The 18258-nt window shown below is 48.8% G+C and carries 22 protein-coding genes; 18 read left to right on the top strand and 4 right to left on the bottom strand.

The features are described from left to right. The first annotated feature begins 28 nt into the window (after window positions 1-28). Window positions 29-340: a hypothetical protein gene (locus ACN4EG_RS14700; RefSeq protein WP_431630509.1), complete on the top strand. Its 312-nt coding sequence runs from the start codon at window positions 29-31 to the stop codon at window positions 338-340. Between the two features lie 218 nt (window positions 341-558). Here ACN4EG_RS14700 and ACN4EG_RS14695 read toward each other — a convergent pair whose 3' ends face one another. Both ACN4EG_RS14695 and ACN4EG_RS14690 read right to left on the bottom strand, forming a co-directional pair. After that, window positions 559-1665, bottom strand: a complete 1107-nt coding sequence (locus ACN4EG_RS14695; RefSeq protein WP_431630508.1) for a peptidoglycan recognition protein family protein — start codon at window positions 1663-1665, stop codon at window positions 559-561. 364 nt (window positions 1666-2029) lie between these two features. Next, entirely contained in the window at window positions 2030-2236 is a 207-nt protein-coding gene (locus tag ACN4EG_RS14690) for a hypothetical protein (protein WP_431630507.1), read from the bottom strand. Window positions 2237-3004: 768 nt separating this feature from the next. On the opposite strand from ACN4EG_RS14690, the gene ACN4EG_RS14685 reads away from it, so the two are divergent. The 8 genes from ACN4EG_RS14685 to ACN4EG_RS14650 all read left to right on the top strand — a co-directional run bounded on the left by ACN4EG_RS14685 (window position 3005) and on the right by ACN4EG_RS14650 (window position 9473). Beyond that, window positions 3005-3676 carry a MotA/TolQ/ExbB proton channel family protein gene (locus ACN4EG_RS14685; protein WP_431630505.1) on the top strand — a complete coding sequence of 224 codons (672 nt, stop codon included), beginning with the start codon at window positions 3005-3007 and terminating at the stop codon, window positions 3674-3676. 518 nt (window positions 3677-4194) lie between these two features. After that, window positions 4195-5625: a form I ribulose bisphosphate carboxylase large subunit gene (locus tag ACN4EG_RS14680; protein WP_190574900.1), complete on the top strand. Its 1431-nt coding sequence runs from the start codon at window positions 4195-4197 to the stop codon at window positions 5623-5625. 135 nt (window positions 5626-5760) lie between these two features. After that, window positions 5761-6153 (top strand): RuBisCO chaperone RbcX, encoded by a 393-nt coding sequence (rcbX, locus tag ACN4EG_RS14675; protein WP_431630502.1) that lies wholly within the window; start codon window positions 5761-5763, stop codon window positions 6151-6153. 35 nt (window positions 6154-6188) lie between these two features. After that, the gene (locus ACN4EG_RS14670) at window positions 6189-6536 is read left to right on the top strand and encodes a ribulose bisphosphate carboxylase small subunit (protein WP_431630499.1); all 348 of its coding nucleotides are present in this window, start codon (window positions 6189-6191) and stop codon (window positions 6534-6536) included. A gap of 178 nt (window positions 6537-6714) precedes the next feature. Next, on the top strand, window positions 6715-7128 hold the full coding sequence (locus tag ACN4EG_RS14665; protein ID WP_431630496.1) for a hypothetical protein: 414 nt from the start codon (window positions 6715-6717) through the stop codon (window positions 7126-7128). 90 nt (window positions 7129-7218) lie between these two features. Continuing rightward, window positions 7219-7803, top strand: a complete 585-nt coding sequence (locus tag ACN4EG_RS14660) for an endonuclease dU (RefSeq protein WP_431630494.1) — start codon at window positions 7219-7221, stop codon at window positions 7801-7803. A gap of 123 nt (window positions 7804-7926) precedes the next feature. Then, window positions 7927-8589, top strand: coding sequence for a Coq4 family protein (locus tag ACN4EG_RS14655; protein ID WP_431630492.1), 663 nt, complete (start codon window positions 7927-7929; stop codon window positions 8587-8589). A gap of 170 nt (window positions 8590-8759) precedes the next feature. After that, on the top strand, window positions 8760-9473 hold the full coding sequence (locus tag ACN4EG_RS14650) for a hypothetical protein (RefSeq protein ID WP_431630490.1): 714 nt from the start codon (window positions 8760-8762) through the stop codon (window positions 9471-9473). 131 nt (window positions 9474-9604) lie between these two features. Here ACN4EG_RS14650 and trpB read toward each other — a convergent pair whose 3' ends face one another. Then, window positions 9605-10849, bottom strand: a complete 1245-nt coding sequence (gene trpB / locus ACN4EG_RS14645) for a tryptophan synthase subunit beta (RefSeq protein ID WP_431630488.1) — start codon at window positions 10847-10849, stop codon at window positions 9605-9607. A 151-nt stretch (window positions 10850-11000) separates the two neighbouring features. Here trpB and ACN4EG_RS14640 point away from each other — a divergent pair, with 151 nt between their 5' ends. The 9 genes from ACN4EG_RS14640 (at window position 11001) to ACN4EG_RS14600 (ending at window position 17564) form a co-directional block, all read left to right on the top strand. Then, window positions 11001-11342 (top strand): translation initiation factor, encoded by a 342-nt coding sequence (locus tag ACN4EG_RS14640; RefSeq protein WP_431630487.1) that lies wholly within the window; start codon window positions 11001-11003, stop codon window positions 11340-11342. A 132-nt stretch (window positions 11343-11474) separates the two neighbouring features. Further along, complete coding sequence (locus ACN4EG_RS14635) at window positions 11475-12668, top strand: MFS transporter (protein WP_431630485.1); 1194 nt, start codon at window positions 11475-11477, stop codon at window positions 12666-12668. 153 nt (window positions 12669-12821) lie between these two features. Further along, window positions 12822-13367 carry a hypothetical protein gene (locus tag ACN4EG_RS14630; protein ID WP_431630484.1) on the top strand — a complete coding sequence of 182 codons (546 nt, stop codon included), beginning with the start codon at window positions 12822-12824 and terminating at the stop codon, window positions 13365-13367. Between the two features lie 475 nt (window positions 13368-13842). Then, window positions 13843-14061 carry a hypothetical protein gene (locus tag ACN4EG_RS14625; protein WP_431630483.1) on the top strand — a complete coding sequence of 73 codons (219 nt, stop codon included), beginning with the start codon at window positions 13843-13845 and terminating at the stop codon, window positions 14059-14061. A 379-nt stretch (window positions 14062-14440) separates the two neighbouring features. Further along, entirely contained in the window at window positions 14441-14935 is a 495-nt protein-coding gene (locus ACN4EG_RS14620; protein WP_431630481.1) for a hypothetical protein, read from the top strand. Window positions 14936-15059: 124 nt separating this feature from the next. Next, window positions 15060-15449 carry a hypothetical protein gene (locus tag ACN4EG_RS14615; protein ID WP_431630480.1) on the top strand — a complete coding sequence of 130 codons (390 nt, stop codon included), beginning with the start codon at window positions 15060-15062 and terminating at the stop codon, window positions 15447-15449. A gap of 514 nt (window positions 15450-15963) precedes the next feature. Further along, on the top strand, window positions 15964-16788 hold the full coding sequence (locus tag ACN4EG_RS14610; protein WP_431630477.1) for a class I SAM-dependent methyltransferase: 825 nt from the start codon (window positions 15964-15966) through the stop codon (window positions 16786-16788). Window positions 16789-16888: 100 nt separating this feature from the next. Beyond that, window positions 16889-17152 carry a hypothetical protein gene (locus ACN4EG_RS14605; protein ID WP_431630475.1) on the top strand — a complete coding sequence of 88 codons (264 nt, stop codon included), beginning with the start codon at window positions 16889-16891 and terminating at the stop codon, window positions 17150-17152. 55 nt (window positions 17153-17207) lie between these two features. Continuing rightward, window positions 17208-17564, top strand: coding sequence for a pepsin/retropepsin-like aspartic protease family protein (locus tag ACN4EG_RS14600; RefSeq protein WP_431630474.1), 357 nt, complete (start codon window positions 17208-17210; stop codon window positions 17562-17564). A gap of 126 nt (window positions 17565-17690) precedes the next feature. Here ACN4EG_RS14600 and ACN4EG_RS14595 read toward each other — a convergent pair. Further along, a partial coding sequence (locus tag ACN4EG_RS14595) for a group II intron maturase-specific domain-containing protein (protein ID WP_431630473.1) occupies window positions 17691-18258 on the bottom strand: 568 nt, incomplete at its 5' end.

The following is an 18258-nucleotide window of genomic DNA, read 5'->3' as shown; positions in this document are numbered from 1 at the left end:
AATAAGAATCTGTTACAATCTTTAACATATGCTAATAGTAATATTGCTATTTGTAATTGCCCTCGTGGCCTGGGCCTTGCACTTGATGCAAGAAGCAGTCACGCGGCAGGAGTTTTCCCTGATGTTGGCAGGGACGTTGGTGGCTTCTGCGGCGGCAGGTCTTGTGTCGGTCTATTGCATCATGGGAAATTACATGGGATTTATCAGTCGTGTTGAGCGCGACCCCGAGGTTTTGGAACAGGTTTATCGATCGGTGCAAAGCTATCTAGAAGCAGAAAGTCTAGAAGCGAATCAAGTTTACATTAGCGATTCATCCTCTACAATCTCCAGAAATCCCTGAAAATCCCTGGCAGTCTGCCAATTGCTGGCGTCAATAGCACTGTTGTAGATAATCGTTCCGTTGGGATCTCTGTTGTTTCTGATCTTGGAGCGTTGGTGCGTCCTCACTCAATCGCTTGAGCGATCGTCCTAGGCAGGTCCCAATTGTGTATTAGGTGGTATATCAGGCTATAGGCATTAGATTAAATGTGCTGAATTGCCTGCGTTGGTCTTATTGCACTAGGTTGCAGATTCATTCTCAGAATTCGCATTGACAGGCGTTGTGCATTGAATGGAGATCTCAGTCGTCAATGGATATTTGCTAAACCGATCGAGGAAATAGCGCACATTAAAACTCCGAGGATCAATCCGTTCTCCCGATCGATCGACCAACTGATGGGTTGTAATGCGATCGGCAGAGATGCCTAACTTTGCAATCAACCAGGCCAAAGATTCGTACTGTGCCTGAGAGTACCCACTGTGGGTTCTGCGACGGCTGCCTCGTCCATCGCGGGGGGTCACCAAGGAAATGTGGTAGGCGAAATTATTCACCGACGGTGGAAACTTAGGATTGGTTTTCACCGTTTCCTTCTGCCGATCGTTATTAACAAACACTGAATTGCCCGCACCGAAGGCCCGCTTGTCCGGTGGCACCATGTAAATGACTCTGCCATCTTCCGGAATCAAGGCATGGTAGCTGACTTGATCGTCATCATCTACGTGGGGTGTCTGGAAGAAATTGATGGTTGATTCCCCAGAAGCATCCGTCTCATGGAGCACGACGATCGGGGGATTTTGTACGGGGCGTCCTTCAATATCTTGGAGATATCGCTGACCAAAATTAGTGGGATGGGCGAGGGCAACCACTTCTTGAGGTGCGTTGGGATCGGTCTGATTTGCAGTTGGACGAAACCGAGTTAGGGGGAGCGAGTCTCGGAGGGGGGCAAGTTCTTGCCGAGTTGGGCGGCGGGGTTTGGGGTCAGGGCGCAGGGTGCAATCGGTGGACAGTCGTGGATCGTTGCTGACTGATTGAGCCACTACAGGAGAGGTCGGTTGATTGGGACGGGGAGCGGACTTTGAGGTTAACTTTGCAGAGGGTAACTTTTCAGAAGACAACTTTGCCCCTGCTAGGGTTTTCGCTTTATCAGGGATATCCGACGCCGTAGAAGGGGAAACCGCAGCATCTGAAGTGAGACTACGATCGATCCTAGAAATTGCTGATGGTTGCTCCGATCGCGGAATAGGTCGGCCTTCAATAAACTCAGCATCACTATTGCCAATACTGGCAAACAGCGCAATGATCCCGGCGGCAAAAATAGAGAGGGCAACCCAAAATTGCTTTTTCATGCGGCTGAATTGGCGATGAGCGATCGGAAGTTGACTTCACCTAAACTCCTGAGAACACAGTAGAAGAACCCCCATTACCCTTGAGTTTAACGACTTAAGCTTGGATCGGTTGGTCTTGAATTTTACCGTGTAGGGATTTTACCCACCACACTTTTATCACTGATTCCAGGAGTTGAAGGATGAATTCACCCAATCTAGACGAATTTAGCCCTGTAGAATTTTGAGTCTTGTCAGGGGACTCTACTCTCCCGGCATCCCAGTGAATTCTCCATCCAAGGACAGGGAATTTGTGAGAGACAACTTTTTTGTCGAACTCCTTTTTGTCGAACTCCTTTTTGTCGAACTCCTTTTTGTTGAACTCACGTTAGTCTTTAGCTACTTGTACCAATCCCATTTGTAGGCGTTGGAAAACTCGATTAATTTTGTCGTGCTCTTGAAAGCTGAGTGCGTTATCCGAACAACCAATTTGCATCAAGTAGGTTCGATCGGCCAGCGTAATCCGACCTGTAGCAAGAATCCGGTCAATCACTACATCTAATCCTTGGGAAGAAGAAATATTGGACTTCACCATAGTCAATTCCATGTTTGTGAGAAATCTTGCAATGCAAATGCAATATCAAGTTAGGTACAGTTCCTGCAAATACAGTCACTGGAGCACATTGAACTAGAGCACATTGAACTAGAGCACACTCTCGGTGCGGGGCTATCCTGTGTGGCTATCCTGATTTAAACGTTGACACCCCGATTTTCTCCGTCCAACAATGCCTTAACAGCGATTGATTGGACAAATGCGTGAACAACGGCTTTGATGCCCCTCAATCCTTTGTTCAATGCTGCGATCGGCCTAAAGTGTCGGCATAGATTATTCGCCGGACTCCGGTTGCCCTTGATGGATCAGTGAATATCCTGAGGTAAATTCCCTGATCAGCCCCTGGCTCGCCCATCGCTTGTTGGAATCTCAAATATCTTAATCCGATCAATGAGTAGGTTATTCTCCGTATCTTCGCGTAATCCGAAAAAAAGGGTCAATCCTACTCTCTGTTATTTCACGGAGATTTCGGAATCACCGTACCGGAATTTACTGACTCCTCATAAACCAAGCTAAACTTTACCCACTTAAGCACTGCTTCCTGACATTTAATTTCTTAAAATCTTTGCCCCTTGAAATTTTGCCCACCTAAACTTTGCCTAGTTTGTGCGGTTTTTCCTGGGGATCAATTTGCGATTGCCACTGCCCAGAGAATGATGATTTGTGGATCCGATTTCCCCATAGGAGAGATTGACCTGATATGCTGTTCGATTGATTAATGATGACGTTCGATGGGATAGGCATTACACGATGGCATCACAGTCTAGTGACTGGTTTTCTGCGGGGGGAGAAGTGATGATCCCCCTCCTGGGATTCTCGATCCTAGGAATTGCGCTGATTTTAGAGCGTCTAATCTTTTGGGCGAAAGTGTTGAAACGCACCGATCGCCTTGTGCAAGAAACCTTGCATCTCTATCGACGGAATCCGCGTGCGGCCTTTGGCTTATTAGAAAAAAATTCAGATCTTCCGATCGCTCGAATTTTTTTGGCTGCCTTAGAACTGGATCAAGCGACACCGGAGGAATTTCGGCTTGCATTGGAAAGCTCTGCCCAGGCTGAAATTCCCCTGCTCAAGCGATTTAACACGATTTTTGAAACCATTATCAGCCTCTCACCCCTGCTGGGGCTTCTGGGAACTGTCTTGGGCTTGATTCGATCGTTCGCGGCCTTGCAACCGGGTAATGTGGGCGGTACCAATACCGTGAATGTGACCGGGGGAATTAGCACCGCCCTAATTTCGACTGCTTCCGGTCTGGCAGTGGCGATCGTCATGTTGGTTTTTGCCAACAGTTTTCGGGGCCTGTATCTCCGGCAATTGGCCTTAATTCAAGAATACGGCGGCCAATTGGAACTCCTTTATCGACGGCGATTTGAACGACGGATGGGGGGGTACCCAATGCCTACCCAGGAACCGCACCCTTGACCGCTTGAGTTGGATAAGTTTGAGTTTGTTAAGGTGCTCTATCCCGTTGATCTTTCCCATTTGGTCTGTTTCCACGTTTCAAGCGCTAGGGGCCGTGGGGATGTCGGGGCACAGCCAAGAGCTATATGTGAATCGACATGTGAGTCGATATGTGAGTCGATCTATTCACAGCGGAGTCGCTTCAATCTCTACCTTGCGTTTTTGCCGCATCAATGCATCGCAGCTAAGGTAAAGTTCTGCTTAAGCATTCCTTTAGGTTTCGCTACAAACCATAACAAGGATTAATCATTCGCTACAGGATCTCTAAAGTAAAGCTTATTGAGATCCTGATATTATGCTTAAGAACTCGTCCCTGGCTCGCGAGATCAAGCAAATTTGTTAGCTTTGCTACAGTCGAAGGTAAGCAGGTTTTGTGGACCTCAGCGGGTTTGGACAACAGATTGTACTCCGGAACTTCAGAGTTTTTCTGGTCTTCTGGAACCGCTCGTGAAGATTTCACATTTCACAGGAAGGGAGATATGTCTTACGCGCAAGCTAGAACCCAAGCGAAAGCTGGGTACGACGCAGGGGTAAAGGACTACAAATTAACGTATTACACCCCTGATTACACCCCCAAGGACACTGATGTCTTGGCGGCGTTCCGCATGACCCCTCAACCAGGCGTTCCGCCGGAAGAGGCTGGGGCAGCAGTTGCGGCTGAATCTTCTACCGGTACCTGGACGACCGTGTGGACGGACCTGCTGACCGATCTCGATCGCTACAAGGGACGTTGCTACGACATCGAACCCGTTCCCGGCGAAGATAACCAATATATTTGCTACATCGCTTACCCCCTCGACTTGTTCGAGGAAGGTTCCGTAACTAACTTGCTGACTTCCTTGGTCGGTAACGTGTTCGGGTTTAAAGCGTTGAAAGCTCTCCGTTTGGAAGACTTGCGCATTCCTGTTGCATACCTGAAGACCTTCCAAGGACCTCCCCACGGTATCCAGGTTGAGCGCGATAAGCTGAACAAGTATGGTCGTCCGATGTTGGGTTGCACCATCAAACCCAAATTGGGGCTGTCTGCGAAGAACTACGGTCGTGCAGTGTACGAATGTCTGCGCGGTGGTTTGGACTTCACCAAAGACGACGAAAACATCAACTCCCAGCCCTTCCAACGCTGGCGCGATCGTTTCCTGTTTGTTGCTGATGCAATCCACAAGGCACAGGCTGAAACGGGCGAAGTTAAAGGTCACTACCTGAACGTGACCGCTGCGACTTGCGAAGAAATGCTGAAGCGGGCTGAGTTCGCGAAAGAACTCGAAATGCCCATCATCATGCATGACTTCTTGACCGGTGGTTTCACCGCCAATACCTCCTTGGCTCACTGGTGTCGTGATAACGGCGTTCTGCTGCACATTCACCGTGCAATGCACGCGGTAATCGACCGTCAGAAGAACCACGGGATCCACTTCCGCGTTCTTTCCAAGTGCTTGCGGATGTCCGGTGGTGACCACATCCACACCGGTACCGTCGTCGGTAAGCTCGAAGGTGACAAGGCTGTTACCCTCGGTTTCATCGACCTGCTGCGGGAAAACTACATCGAACAAGACCGTTCCCGTGGGGTTTACTTTACCCAAGACTGGGCTTCCATGCCTGGTGTGATGGCGGTTGCTTCCGGTGGTATCCACGTATGGCACATGCCTGCGTTGGTGGACATCTTCGGTGACGACTCCGTCCTACAGTTCGGTGGTGGTACCTTGGGTCACCCCTGGGGTAACGCGCCGGGTGCAACCGCAAACCGGGTTGCTCTGGAAGCTTGCGTCCAAGCTCGGAACGAAGGTCGCGACCTCATGCGTGAAGGCGGCGACATCATTCGTGAAGCTTGCCGCTGGTCTCCTGAACTGGCTGTGGCTTGCGAACTGTGGAAGGAAATCAAGTTCGAATTCGAAGCTCAAGACACCATCTAATTGCGCTTTGTGCCCTAATCCCCTTCTGTGACGGATTGTGAGGGATGGGTGACTAAAGGTGAAGAAATTTAAATCCTGGGTTAATCTCAGATTAACGTCTTTACCTTTCCCGTTCCTCTTACTTCCACACCAGATATGGATCTCAAGCAGATTGCGAAGGATACGACCAAGACGCTGATGAGTTACTTGACTTACCGGGCTGTACGGGTAGTTTACGAGCAACTCGACGAAACAGAACCCAAACGTGCCTACTGGCTTCACCAGTTTGCCTCTCGCGAAAGCATTAAAGATGGTGAACTTTTTATGGAGAAGCTGTTTCAGGAACGGCAGGATTTAGCCTTCCGGATTCTGACGGTACGGGAACACTTGGCTCAAGAATTGGCTGAGGGGTTATCCGATCGCCTGTTAGCGGAAATGCAGCAAGCAAATCTCAAGCAGCGATCGCAGCAATTGGAACGTATGACTCGTGTGAGTGTGGAAGGGAACCATCCAGAGCAGCAAGAAATTTCTGAGTCAGAAGACTCTTAATTGGAATTCTTCACTCAACGATTACCGAGGAAACCATGAAGACTCTGCCCAAAGAGCGTCGCTACGAAACTTTTTCTTACTTGCCTCCGCTTACGGATGCGCAAATTGCTCGTCAAATTCAGTACACCTTGGATCAAGGTTACTATCCTTGCGTTGAGTTCGATGAGAGCCCCGATCCGGCTCAATCCTACTGGACGATGTGGAAGCTGCCTCTGTTCAACTGCAGCTCTCCCCAAGAGTTGCTGACTGAAGTGCAACAGTGCAAGTCTGAGTACCCCAACTGCTACATCCGTGTTGTGGCTTTCGACAACATCAAGCAGTGCCAAGTGATGAGCTTCATCGTGTACAAGCCCAACCAAAACAACAGCGGCTACCGTTACTAAGTTTGAAGCGTTTGATTAGATTTAAGGATAGGGTGAGCGATCGCTTACCCTATTTTATTTTGTAAATTTATAAAATGGTCTGATTGTGAATTGCTGCTGAAGTTGGAATGGCATAGAGTTGAGGTGAAGATAACAGCGACTCCAGATCTGCGATCGTGTTGCCTCAGTTCCTCTTCAAATGAATCACCTGCTTCAAGTTCTAAACTTCATCAAACGAATTTCCGTAAGATTGATTGAATATTACAGCCTTGGTATTTCTTGGTTGCTCTGTGTCATCTGGATGAAGGTTGATTATTGGGATGATCCCGGTCTAGTAGATCAATATGGTACTAACCCACCAGGAGCATTCGACCTTTATTTCACGTTCAGCTTAATTGAACTGACTGGACTGTATCTAGTGTTGAACCCGCAATGGAAGCGGTGGGCAACGGCAAGATTGTTACTGACGATTCTATTTTTTTGGATGTGGACAATCTTACAAGGCGCGATCGCAATGCATGGGGGAGGGGTTTCAATGATTCATTTGCTGTGGCTGCTTGCGATCAATATTGCATTGATTGTCTTTCCCTTTCTGCTGAGACTTGAAAAATGATTGTGATTGCTGAATTAATTTTCCAGATCTAGTGAATTGGCTGAAATTGGTTAGGTGATATTGATTGATTACTTCCTGAAATAGTGATTTGTGAAACTGGAAACGCTACTGGAACAACAAAAAACTATTCGAGTAATTGGTTTTGATGATGCGCCATTTACGCGAGGACAAACGGAACCTGTCCCTGTCGCCGGAGTCGTCTGCGCAGGAACGCGGTTTGAAGGAATGCTGTGGGGCACCATTACTGCCGATGGATGGGACGCGACCGATCGCTTAATTGAATTGCTACAGGCCAGTAAGTTTCTCGATCAACTACACCTCGTTTTACTGGACGGCATTTCTATGGGCGGGTTGAACGTGATTGAATTGCCACGCTTGGCCGAGACTTTGGGATTACCCTGCGTTGCCGTTATGCGGCGATATCCCAAATTACAGAAAATGCAATGGGCGATCGAACGCTTACCAGAACCAGAAAATCGATTGGCAATTCTCCAACGATCGGGGCTAATTCACCACCATCCCCCCTTTTATTTTCAAGTTTGGGGCGAAGATCCGCAAACGATCGCGCAGGCGTTGACCCGCCTTACCGATCGGGGCCATGTGCCTGAAGCGCTACGGATTGCCCACCTCATCACCGCAGCCGTTCTCAAAGGCGAAAGTGGACGGCAGGCATAGGGGGCAAGTAACCCCTGCGGGCGATTCTGTCTACTGTTAATGGCGATTGCAGTCCCAGGAGCCTTGCTGCAATCCTAGTGTTGTTACAATCCTGGTGTTGTTATTGTGGACAATGCCGCGATCGTGACTCAATCCTCCATCGACCTCGCCCCCCATTTGCTCCAAGCAGCCCAGGGATTTATCAACCTCGTGAATAACCCCAGCCAGACCGAAGCCGTCTTTGACCTTGCCGATGGGTTACGTCCGACGGATCTGTACCAGCAGTTTATCGACTACGCCTACGCCCAGCCGGAAGTCGCCGCGATCGTCCAAGGCCGCTATAAACCCCCCGCGATCGATCTGGAACAACTCCTGACCTACCCTACTGATTCCTTAGGATATGGCTATGCCTCAACCCTCAAGGCCATGAACCTCGACCCCAATTTCTATCGCCAAATCCCGATCGAGGATGACTATAGCTACTTGGCCATTCGGATGCGGCAAACCCATGACATTTGGCACCTGATCACTGGATTTGGCACCGATTTAGCTGGAGAAATGGGGCTGCAAGCCTTCACCCTGGCCCAAACCCACTCCCCTTTATCCGTCACGATCCTAGCGGCCACCCTCCTGCACACCCTCAAAATGAATGGCCCCCTGAATCAGGTCGTTGAAAGTCTGCAAAGAGGCTGGCAGATGGGCTTGCAAGCAAAACCTTTTCTAGCGCAAACTTGGGAAGCAGGCTGGGAAAAATCGATCGCCGACTGGCGATCGGAATTGAAGCTTCTCCCCCTGACCTCAACCTGATTAACCCAACAGAACCAGGGACTCACCCAAAATTGGCACAGAATGCCCCCTCATCTTATTAGCCTAGGCTATCTTGGAAACATTGTTCCGTTTCATGGCAAGTTGACGATAAGTCACCTCAGATGCGCTAGGCAAAAGGCTCTGGGGGTTTGCGGATAAAGGAGAGTCCGATGTCACAACAGGTCTTAGAACTCGCACAACAGGGCAATGCAGATGCGATCGCTTTTCTGCTGAACCGAACCCTGAAGCCCCAAGGGATTGAAGCTAAAGTTGCTAATAGTGATGCCCGCCTACAGGTTTTATTGGAAGGCTTAGATATTCCTGACGAAACCCGCATGGTGAGTCTGGTGACTCAGGGGGTACAAAAGCTGCAAATCGCAACCGTGAATCAACTGCACATCTACGGTAAACAAACCGGGGTTAAGGAAACCGCTTGGAAGCGATCGTTCCAACAGGATGCGACAGGTTTAACAGAACTCACCCTAGACGAAGTTGCGACCGATGATTTTGGCCAAGGCAATTTGCTAGCCCTTGCTCGCGAAGGGGATCTCAATGCCCTGCAAACCTATGTCGAGCAAGCGGTTCAAGAGCTCCTAACCCAAGCCAGAGCCCTCCGACCCGCCCTTGCCGATAACGAAGAGATCATCACCCATGCAGACCCCCAAGTGTTTTTAGTCCTGGAAGAAACCTTACTCCAAGTGACGATCGAGACCACCGAATTTCTGGATGGGCCAACTTTTTCCGCTGATTTAGGCAAAAAGCTCAATATGATTGCATCCCCTGCCATCAAAGCCTTTGAACTTTACAAGCGGAAACATTCAGCGGCGCAACCCTTCTTTATTCAACGGCTAGTCCTGGATCAATCTCTACAAAGTCGGCTCTAATGACTGGCTTTTGACCGGACTTTGCTGATCGAATAATTGCCATTATTCAACCCAGCTCAAGGAAGGGGAACGCATAAAGAGGGAACTTAACCAACATTGGCTAAAATTCCCTCTTTTTTTGATCTCGATGTTTAAGGATTCAACAGTTTCGACACACTCAACACATCCTTATCCCCCCGACCGGAACAGTTGATGACAATGCGGGGATTGCCTTCCAGTTGTGGGCAGAGGGTTTCCAGGTAGGCGATCGCGTGGGAGGTTTCCAAGGCAGGAATGATGCCTTCCAGTTGCGAGAGGCGTTGGAACGCATCCAGTGCTTGCTGATCGGTGACAGCGTAGTATTCGGCGCGGCCAATGTCCATCAGGTAGCTGTGCTCGGGTCCAACGCCGGGATAGTCTAACCCTGCGCTGACGGAGTGGGGTTCAATCACCTGGCCATCTTCATCCTGGAGCAGGTAGCTCATGGCCCCATGCAGGACGCCGATCCGACCTTTGGTCAACGTTGCGGCGTGCTTGCCCGACTCGACGCCAAAGCCTGCCGCTTCCACACCAATGATGCGGATCGAAGCATCTTCGATAAATTCATGGAACAGTCCCATGGCATTGGAACCGCCGCCGACACAGGCCATCAAAATGTCCGGTAGGCCGCCCCATTTTTCTTGACATTGCCGCCGGGTTTCCTGGCCGATCACTGCGTGGAAGTCCCGCACCATCATGGGGTAGGGGTGGGGGCCAGCGACGGAACCCAGAATGTAGTGGGTGGTTTCGACGTTGGTGACCCAGTCGCGAATCGCTTCCGAGGTGGCATCCTTGAGGGTTCCGGTTCCGGCTTCTACGGGCACGACTTCCGCACCCATCAGGCGCATCCGAAAGACGTTTAGGGCTTGGCGCTCCATGTCATGCACGCCCATGTAGATGATGCATTGGAGGCCAAAGCGGGCGCACACCGTTGCCGTGGCCACGCCGTGCTGACCCGCCCCCGTTTCTGCGATAATTCGTTGCTTGCCCATGCGTTTTGCCAGTAGGGCTTGGGCGAGGGCGTTGTTAATTTTGTGGGCACCTGTGTGGTTCAGGTCTTCCCGCTTGAGGTAAATTTGGGGGCCGCTGCCGTCGGGACGGGCGTAGTGTTCCGTCAACCGTTCAGCAAAATACAGCGGACTGGGACGACCCACGTAATCCTTCAGCAGTTGCTCCAGTTGCGCTTGAAAGTCGGCATCTTGGCTATAGCGACGGTAGGCTTCTTCTAGCTCAAACAGGGCTGGCATGAGGGTTTCGGGGACGTACTTTCCCCCAAATTTGCCAAAGCGACCTAGGGAGTCGGGACGATGTTCGATCGCGGTGGGGTTTGAATTTGTGGGAAGCGGAGTCGTAGTCACAGGCCCATGTCTATGTAGAGAACAATCCATATTATAGGGTGTGGGGATGGTGGCCGTTGGCGATCGAATGCGCTGAGGAATGCTGTCCAAGAAGTCAGTAAGATGAGTCAGTAAGATGGTTGCATGTGGGTCATGTCTGGGAGGGGCTGCCATGGGCAAAGCGAAGGATCAGAATAATCGCACGGTGTATCGCGAGTTTGGTAACGATAACGAAGCGGCCTTTGAGCGGGGGGTGCCGGATTTACCGCCTAATCAACAAAATTTGCGCATTCAAGCGTCTCGCAAAGGGCGCGGGGGCAAAACGGTGACGGTCATTAGTGGCTGGCAACATTCCCCGGATAAGTTGACAGAATTAGCCAAAAAGCTAAAGGCGCAATGTGGTACCGGCGGCACGGTTCGGGAAGAGACGATCGAGATCCAAGGTGATCACAAACAAAAGCTATTGGAAATTCTGGTCAAATTGGGCTATAAGGCCAAGATTAGTGGTGGCTAATGGGTCCGGATGGTTGACCGTGGTGCAGTGATCAGGAACGCCCGATCGGCAATCAGCAAAGTGACCTGGGGATCGCCAAAGGCGGGCCATTCTCTAGTAGGCTGATGGTCTGTTCTCTCACTCTCGATCGCGATGAACCGTAAGTTTTGGATTGCTGCACTGATTACTTTTATCAATGCATTAAGTGCGACGATCCTGATTCCCACCATCTACCTGTATGCCAAGCAATTTAATCTGACGGATTTTCAAGCGGGTTGCTTACTGTCGATGTTTGCAGTGGCGCAGTTTTTTGCGACGCCAGTGATTGGTAAGCTGTCCGATCGCTTTGGTCGTAAGCCGTTACTGATGATCAGTTTAACGGGGACGGTGATTGCGAATTTCCTGGCGGGAACTGCTCCTAATGCCGTGGTGTTGTTTGCGGCGCGGGGGCTGGATGGGATTACCGGAGGGAATGTGTCCGTGGCCCAGGCGATTATTTCCGATGTGACGAAACCGGAGGAGCGAGCCAAGGGATTTGGTATTTTTGGGGCGGCATTTGGGTTGGGATTTGTTCTAGGCCCAGCGATTAGTTTGTTGGCGCAACAGATTTCGCTAGGGGCGTCGTTTTTGGCTTCTTCGGGAATGGCGGCGATCGCGCTTGTGCTCACGGTTCTATTTCTGCCGGAAACCCTCGCACCGGAAGGTCGGAGTCGTCAAATTAATTTGTTTGACCTTGGGTTTTCTGAACTGATTCGGGGCTTTACGCTGCCGAAAATTGGCTTATTGTTGCTGCTGAATTTTCTCATTGGCACGACGTTTACGATCTTTACCTTTGGCTTCCAACCCTATTACATCAATGTGTTGAAGCAGGATAACCGATCGTTGACGTTGTTGTTTTGCATGATTGGGATTCTGGGGGTGTTAGCGCAAACGAAGGGCGTCAGTTGGCTGACTCAGCGGACGACATTAACTCGAATTTTGTTCGCGGGGATTTTGGTACGATCGTTGGCATTTTTGTGTATGCCGCTGTGGCCAGATATTCGCTATTTTGTGGAGGTTAGTATTGTTTTTGCCATGTTTAATGCCATGGTTCAACCGATGATTAGTACGTTGATTTCGTTGAATGTTAAGCCTGAAGAACAGGGGATTTCTTCTGGGCTGAATGCTTCTTATTTAAGTATTGCCAATGGAATTGGGCCAATCATTGCAGGGTCAATGGTCAATGAACAATATCCGATTACCTATAGTTATCCATTATTTTTGGCGGGTTTTCTCAATTTAGGGATTTTGTGGCTGGCGGTGAGAACGCGAAAGCAATATACACCAACCGCTATGGTGAGACGATAATTGATGGGGGACGGTGGTAGGTGTTAGATTAGCGGTGGGTGCTAGATTACAGTAAATCCTACTTCTCTACCCCTTCCCCTGCTGCAAGAAGCAGCGCAGCAATAGGGGAATTCAAGCAAGCTAGTATGGGACGCTCTCTGAGACTGCATTTCTATGAATAAGGATTCCGGGGTTCCTTCAACACGACGCAGACCTGAAACGAGTCTTCCTAAGGGATGGCTACCCATGATGATTTGTGGGTCGTTGGGTGCGATGACGATCGGGTTTGGGGTGTTGGAAATGGGATTCGGGCGGATTACGACGCTGAAATGCCAACGATCGAAGACGAGCATCAATTGTGAAAAGTTAACGGAATCGGCGAAGACAGTGCCTATCAAAGTGATGGTTAAATCACTGAAGGAGGCAAAAGTAGAACAGACGGGACGCAAATTTAGAAATGCCTATCGCGTTGTTTTGGAAACCTCTTCAGATCAAGTTCCACTGACTGACCAGTTTCGATCGGATAAGAACGAAAAGGAAGATACAGCGGAGGCGATCAATGATTTCATTGCCGATCGCCGCCAAGTTGATCTGACGATCGTGGAGGACGATCGGCCCCAAAGTAATCTGTTTGGCTTAATTTTTATGGGTGCGGGCAGTTTGTTTGTTTTGATGGCGTTTGTGGTGCGGTTGGCGATTCGGAAGTCGGTGAAACCGTGAGGTTGGTTAGGTGAGTCAATTTTTGTCGGTCGGTGGCTCAGGCTGCTTGGGGGACGGTCGGAATCGGGGAAGAATTTTTCTGAAAAGAGCAAAGTTAATATTTTTTGATGCTATACGGTTGACTTGGGGCGGGGTTCTCAGTAGTGTAGTTTTTCATAGCGATCGCCGTGGACATCCTTCTTTTGCGAGACGGTTTGTACGAAGCATGGGGTCGCTGGGTTCCCGGAAATTTAGGGCACTACTCGGGATTGGTAGGACAACCCCAAGTAGCTATCCCCCTCGCTGTTTGCCCAGCAAGGAGGCTTGATGAGGATTTTAACATCTGACCGAGCCACTCTTGTTTGTGATGTCAAACGGGGTGGCTCTAAATTTTTGGGCTTTCTTCCGCCCTCCTCCCCAGCCCTTCTCCCGCAGGAGAAGGGAGTCAGTTTGCAGTGGGAAGGGGATTCACTACAACCAAGGAGAAGCTCACAATATGGCGAAAGGTTCCAGCGATCGCAGCGATCGTTCAGTTCAACATGAGAAACAACGCTTACAGTTCCACTTAATCGGTCATCCAGAATTCATTCAGGACACAATTAATCAATTGCATGTCCATCGCATCGCAGACAGGATTCATTGGAGTCAACCGATGAAGATTTTGCATTCCGATGGGCAATACATCAGCATACTGAGTCGTGAACGTCAGCGTTAATGGTTGAGGTGTCATAGGTGTTCCGCAGGTTCGTTAATGATCTAATGAACTGCGGACGCTATAACTTCAAGACACAACTGTCTCGAGTAGCGCTTGGTGACAATTAATCACAACAATTCACTTTTCTTAAACCAAATAACTTGTATCCCCCGATAAAACTAGAATATCTTATGGGAAATGGCGGGAGATATATGGAAAGTTTCCGTATAGTCAGTTGTTAGCCAGCTTCGTTTTTTTGTTGAGGCAGTGCTTTGAGGATATTCAGTGAATATTAAGTCTTCCAGCAAGATATTAATACAGCAATAGTTTAATGAATTATAGTGAGATTAAGCCTTGAGCTAACTGATGAGGTATTTTGTATTATCTAGGGCTAGAGATTATGTCAAATTGGAAATTTGTGAATCATCGTTCAGGACAAGAGTTAGAAGGTTTAATTGAAGCCTATTGGGAAGTTAGCCTTGACCCAATTAGTGATGACTACACACCCAGTGAGATCAGTAGCTATGATTTATTTGAACAATGGGTTGAGAAAGTTGATGCTAGATATCCGGATGGTTTGATTCCAATTTTCTGGTTCGTTAAGGTCAAAGGGAAGGGTGTAGGGACATTTGAATGGATGCCTTTTCAGTTTGAACATACTCCAGATATGCCAAAAGAGAATTTTCTAACATTTTTTACACAGCCAGTTCATTCCGTGACAAATCAGACACTTAACTGGTTCACCCTTCCTGTTATTGATAAGTTATGGAGCGTTAAGCGTTCTGACAAGGGTGGTTTTATTCAGCAGGCTACGGGGTGGAAACCTTCAGTATTGCAGCCTTACATTTACTTGCCTACGTTAACAAGTATCTTGTCTCAACAGATCGCATGCTAACACGCCCAAGGCAGCGGGCTGGCAAAGTTAATCTATAATAGGCGAAGCGTGGCTCACAGCCGATGCTTGGTATCGTTTGTCGTATTGAAATTGAAACTATAACTTTCAACGGAGTGACAACATTGTGGACTGGTTTCCGAAAAATTTGCGAATGCTGCTCGTGCTGGTTGTTCTAAACATTCTTGCGTCCGTCATTCATTACGGCGACAACATTTGCTTCTTTTCGGAGTACCCCGAACCGAGTTGGCTCAATCCTCACCTTGTAGACGCATTTTGGTTTGTCATGACCCCGTTTGCAGTTCTTGGATATTGGTATGGTGTACAAGGATGGCGGGGTTGGAGCAAGATCGCACTCAATGTGTATGCGATAATGAGTCTTCTAGTTCTTGGCCACTATTTGATTACGCCACCATGGCATGTTTCACTGAAGATCAACGCCTTCATTTTCTTGGAAACGATTGCAGCAATTTTTCTCATTTACTATGTAAATATCCGGCGAATGGACAAAACGTAGCTCGTCTAACACTTAGCGACGAACAATTCGTTGGACGCGGAGCTGCCGATCTAGTCATTCGTGAAGTCAAGGTTGATTAGCATCGGCCCGGTCAAAGTGATTGTTAGCCTGAGCCCAGAGAGAAAAAAAACCTTCTAGTCTCTGTTTTTACAGTATTTCAGTTCATGTTTCAGAATTATGGCTATTACGATCGCTTCATTGATCGCATCATCAATGTTATTTGAGACTCGGCGCGGACTCATCGATCGAGGCTTTCGCAACATTGATCCGTTCGTTTTCCCAGCATTTAATCGATCGAGGTTCTAGCAAAACTAACTGGCTCATTTGCCCAGGAACCCGTCCACGGAAGCAGAAATAGTGGTCATTGCGAACGATCGTGTAGTTTCTCCCTCATTTGTGTGATGCAGAGTTCGATCGGCTTTTCAGATTGTTTCGTGGGCAGTCGTTCTGAGTGAAATCTTCAGGAAATCTTCCTCATTGGCCCAGCCTAACCCGTCGTCGCACCTGACTGGCAATGCTAAACTATTCTCAGCAAAATCAACTCACAGCAGGTGAACTTTGCGTTAGGCTGAACAGCATTCCTCTAAGTCAAGATTTTGATCCTTGTAAAATACAGATAACAAAGTTATTTATTCTCTACATGCAAAACCAAGAACAAGCTGTAGTCTTCGACGAAGAACGCGCCGCTACCTATGACGAAAGATTTGCTAAACTCGCCCCATTGCGCGACACACTTCATTTATTGACCCGCCTGGTTCTTGCTGATCTTCCGCTCAATGCGCGAATTCTTTGTATCGGTGTTGGTACTGGCTTGGAATTGATTTATCTCGCCCGTGAATTTCCCCAGTGGCAATTTACAGCGGTTGAACCTGCCCCCGCAATGCTTGAAATTTGCCGTCAGAAAGCCGAAGCAAGTGGAATTGCATCGCGTTGCACTTGGCATGAAGGTTATCTAGATTCATTATCTGTTTCGGAGCCGTTTGATGCGGCAACTTGCCTATTGGTTTCGCACTTCTTTATGAAGCAAGAGGAGAGGCGCAACTTTTTCGGTCAAATTGCGGCACGACTTCGCCCTCAAGGATATTTAGTTAGTGCGGATTTAGCGTCTGATATGTCCACTTCGTCCTATCAAAGCTTGCGTGAGGTTTGGACTCGGATGTTGCAGTATGCCGAATATCCTGAGCAGACAATCAAAGACTTTCTCGATTCTCATGGTCGGGATGCGGCGGTATTACCATCTCATGAAGTCTCGGCAATTATTGCATCCAGCGGATTTGATAGTCCAGTGCTATTCATGCAGACTCTGTTTATACATGCTTGGTATGCAATTCGACCATAACAGGTTTAAAAGTCTTCAACCACCGCCTAACATATGTCCTGAGCCTAACAGGAGAATTAAACATATAATATAGAGAGGCGTATTCTCTGGAGCAAGCAATATGTCACTCAGCGAACTGTTGCCGACCGTTGATCAGTTATCTCATCAAGATAAGCTGCGGCTTATCCATTTTCTCCTTCTAGCAGTTGCCAAAGAAGAAGGATGCAACCTAGAACCAACAAAAGTAGTTTCTAATTTGGAGAATACGCTGCTCCAGCAACTTGCATCCACCGAAGCCGTGGTATGGTCGCCTCAAACTGATAGCGCATCTGTTCAGGCATTGTCAGATCTTCTGGTGGCAGCAAAGGCAGCATCCAATGCTTAATGGACAACGCTATTCATTCACTGAACGAATCGATAGTCTTGGGCGATCCGTCGTCATGCCGTATATTCCTTTAACTCTCACACTGGGCGATCGCTCTCTAGAGGCGACAGCATTGCTAGATACGGGTGCGAGTGTCAGCGTTTTGCCCTATGAGATCGGTCTACAGCTAGGAGCGATCTGGGAAAATCAGACGGTTTCGATTCCATTGAGTGGGAATTTGGCTCGGAGTGATTCACGCGGTTTGGTTGTGTCTGGTACGATCGCCCAGTTCCCTCCTGTTCTACTTGGATTTGCTTGGACTGAGATGAGAGATACACCTGTGATTCTGGGTCACATGAACTTCTTTGCAGAATTCAACGTGTGTTTCTATCGACACGAGTTGGCTTTTGAGGTTTGCCCGAAAAATGGGTGAAGTTGGTACCGTACAGCCAGTCGCCTAATCGGGTCGAGGAGGGAATTTAACCCTCCCCTCCCACACCACCCATCGTGCGGGTCCGCAATGGGCGGTTCATGACGACGCGCAAACAACACTGATGACTTAAGCGTAACCTTGGGCTTTCTTCCAAAGTTGCTTAATTGAAAGCAATCCCTGTTTCTTCAACCACTCATTCGTCATTCCCGTTTGCGTTGCTAACGTCTTTGACAAGCGCCAATAGCCTTTACGACTAATGCCCGTCAAAATCGCATGACGCTTACTTGTCCCCAGTTTGAGCAGGTTGGTAATGCGTGTCCTCGGTCTGCGCCACTGCTTCCAATAACACATCCGAATCCGTCGCCTCAGCCAATGATCTAACTCTTCCATGGGAGTGTAGTGCTGAGAAATGCCGTAATAATTCATCCACCCCCGTAAATATCGGTTCAAGCGCTCGAATCGCTCTGCCATAGAAACTCCCCAACTGCGCGACGTTAAGCCTCGCAAACGGTGTTTGAAGTCTTGGAGAGCTTGGTCAGATGCGAAGATCCGAATGCCCCGGAAGGTAAATCCCAGGTAGTTCAACTCCTCAATCTTGACCACTCGACTCTTTTCCCGATTAACTTTGAGCTTCAGCATTTGGGTTAAGTATCGGCTGATTTTCGCCAGCACTCGCCGCCCTGCTCGTCTGCTT

The organism is Alkalinema pantanalense CENA528, from assembly GCF_050753345.1.
GTDB classification, from domain to species: domain Bacteria; phylum Cyanobacteriota; class Cyanobacteriia; order Leptolyngbyales; family Leptolyngbyaceae; genus Alkalinema; species Alkalinema pantanalense.
This window is presented reverse-complemented; position numbering and strand designations above follow the sequence as displayed.

Bases quoted from the DNA above. Each gene is read 5' to 3' on its own strand.
- ACN4EG_RS14700 (WP_431630509.1), top strand. From the start codon at position 29: ATGCTAATAGTAATATTGCTATTTGTAATTGCCCTCGTGGCCTGGGCC.
- ACN4EG_RS14695 (WP_431630508.1), bottom strand. From the start codon at position 1,665: ATGAAAAAGCAATTTTGGGTTGCCCTCTCTATTTTTGCCGCCGGGATC.
- ACN4EG_RS14690 (WP_431630507.1), bottom strand. From the start codon at position 2,236: ATGGTGAAGTCCAATATTTCTTCTTCCCAAGGATTAGATGTAGTGATT.
- ACN4EG_RS14685 (WP_431630505.1), top strand. From the start codon at position 3,005: ATGGCATCACAGTCTAGTGACTGGTTTTCTGCGGGGGGAGAAGTGATG.
- ACN4EG_RS14680 (WP_190574900.1), top strand. From the start codon at position 4,195: ATGTCTTACGCGCAAGCTAGAACCCAAGCGAAAGCTGGGTACGACGCA.
- rcbX (WP_431630502.1), top strand. From the start codon at position 5,761: ATGGATCTCAAGCAGATTGCGAAGGATACGACCAAGACGCTGATGAGT.
- ACN4EG_RS14670 (WP_431630499.1), top strand. From the start codon at position 6,189: ATGAAGACTCTGCCCAAAGAGCGTCGCTACGAAACTTTTTCTTACTTG.
- ACN4EG_RS14665 (WP_431630496.1), top strand. From the start codon at position 6,715: ATGAATCACCTGCTTCAAGTTCTAAACTTCATCAAACGAATTTCCGTA.
- ACN4EG_RS14650 (WP_431630490.1), top strand. From the start codon at position 8,760: ATGTCACAACAGGTCTTAGAACTCGCACAACAGGGCAATGCAGATGCG.
- ACN4EG_RS14640 (WP_431630487.1), top strand. From the start codon at position 11,001: ATGGGCAAAGCGAAGGATCAGAATAATCGCACGGTGTATCGCGAGTTT.
- ACN4EG_RS14635 (WP_431630485.1), top strand. From the start codon at position 11,475: ATGAACCGTAAGTTTTGGATTGCTGCACTGATTACTTTTATCAATGCA.
- ACN4EG_RS14630 (WP_431630484.1), top strand. From the start codon at position 12,822: ATGAATAAGGATTCCGGGGTTCCTTCAACACGACGCAGACCTGAAACG.
- ACN4EG_RS14625 (WP_431630483.1), top strand. From the start codon at position 13,843: ATGGCGAAAGGTTCCAGCGATCGCAGCGATCGTTCAGTTCAACATGAG.
- ACN4EG_RS14620 (WP_431630481.1), top strand. From the start codon at position 14,441: ATGTCAAATTGGAAATTTGTGAATCATCGTTCAGGACAAGAGTTAGAA.
- ACN4EG_RS14610 (WP_431630477.1), top strand. From the start codon at position 15,964: ATGCTAAACTATTCTCAGCAAAATCAACTCACAGCAGGTGAACTTTGC.
- ACN4EG_RS14605 (WP_431630475.1), top strand. From the start codon at position 16,889: ATGTCACTCAGCGAACTGTTGCCGACCGTTGATCAGTTATCTCATCAA.
- ACN4EG_RS14600 (WP_431630474.1), top strand. From the start codon at position 17,208: ATGCCGTATATTCCTTTAACTCTCACACTGGGCGATCGCTCTCTAGAG.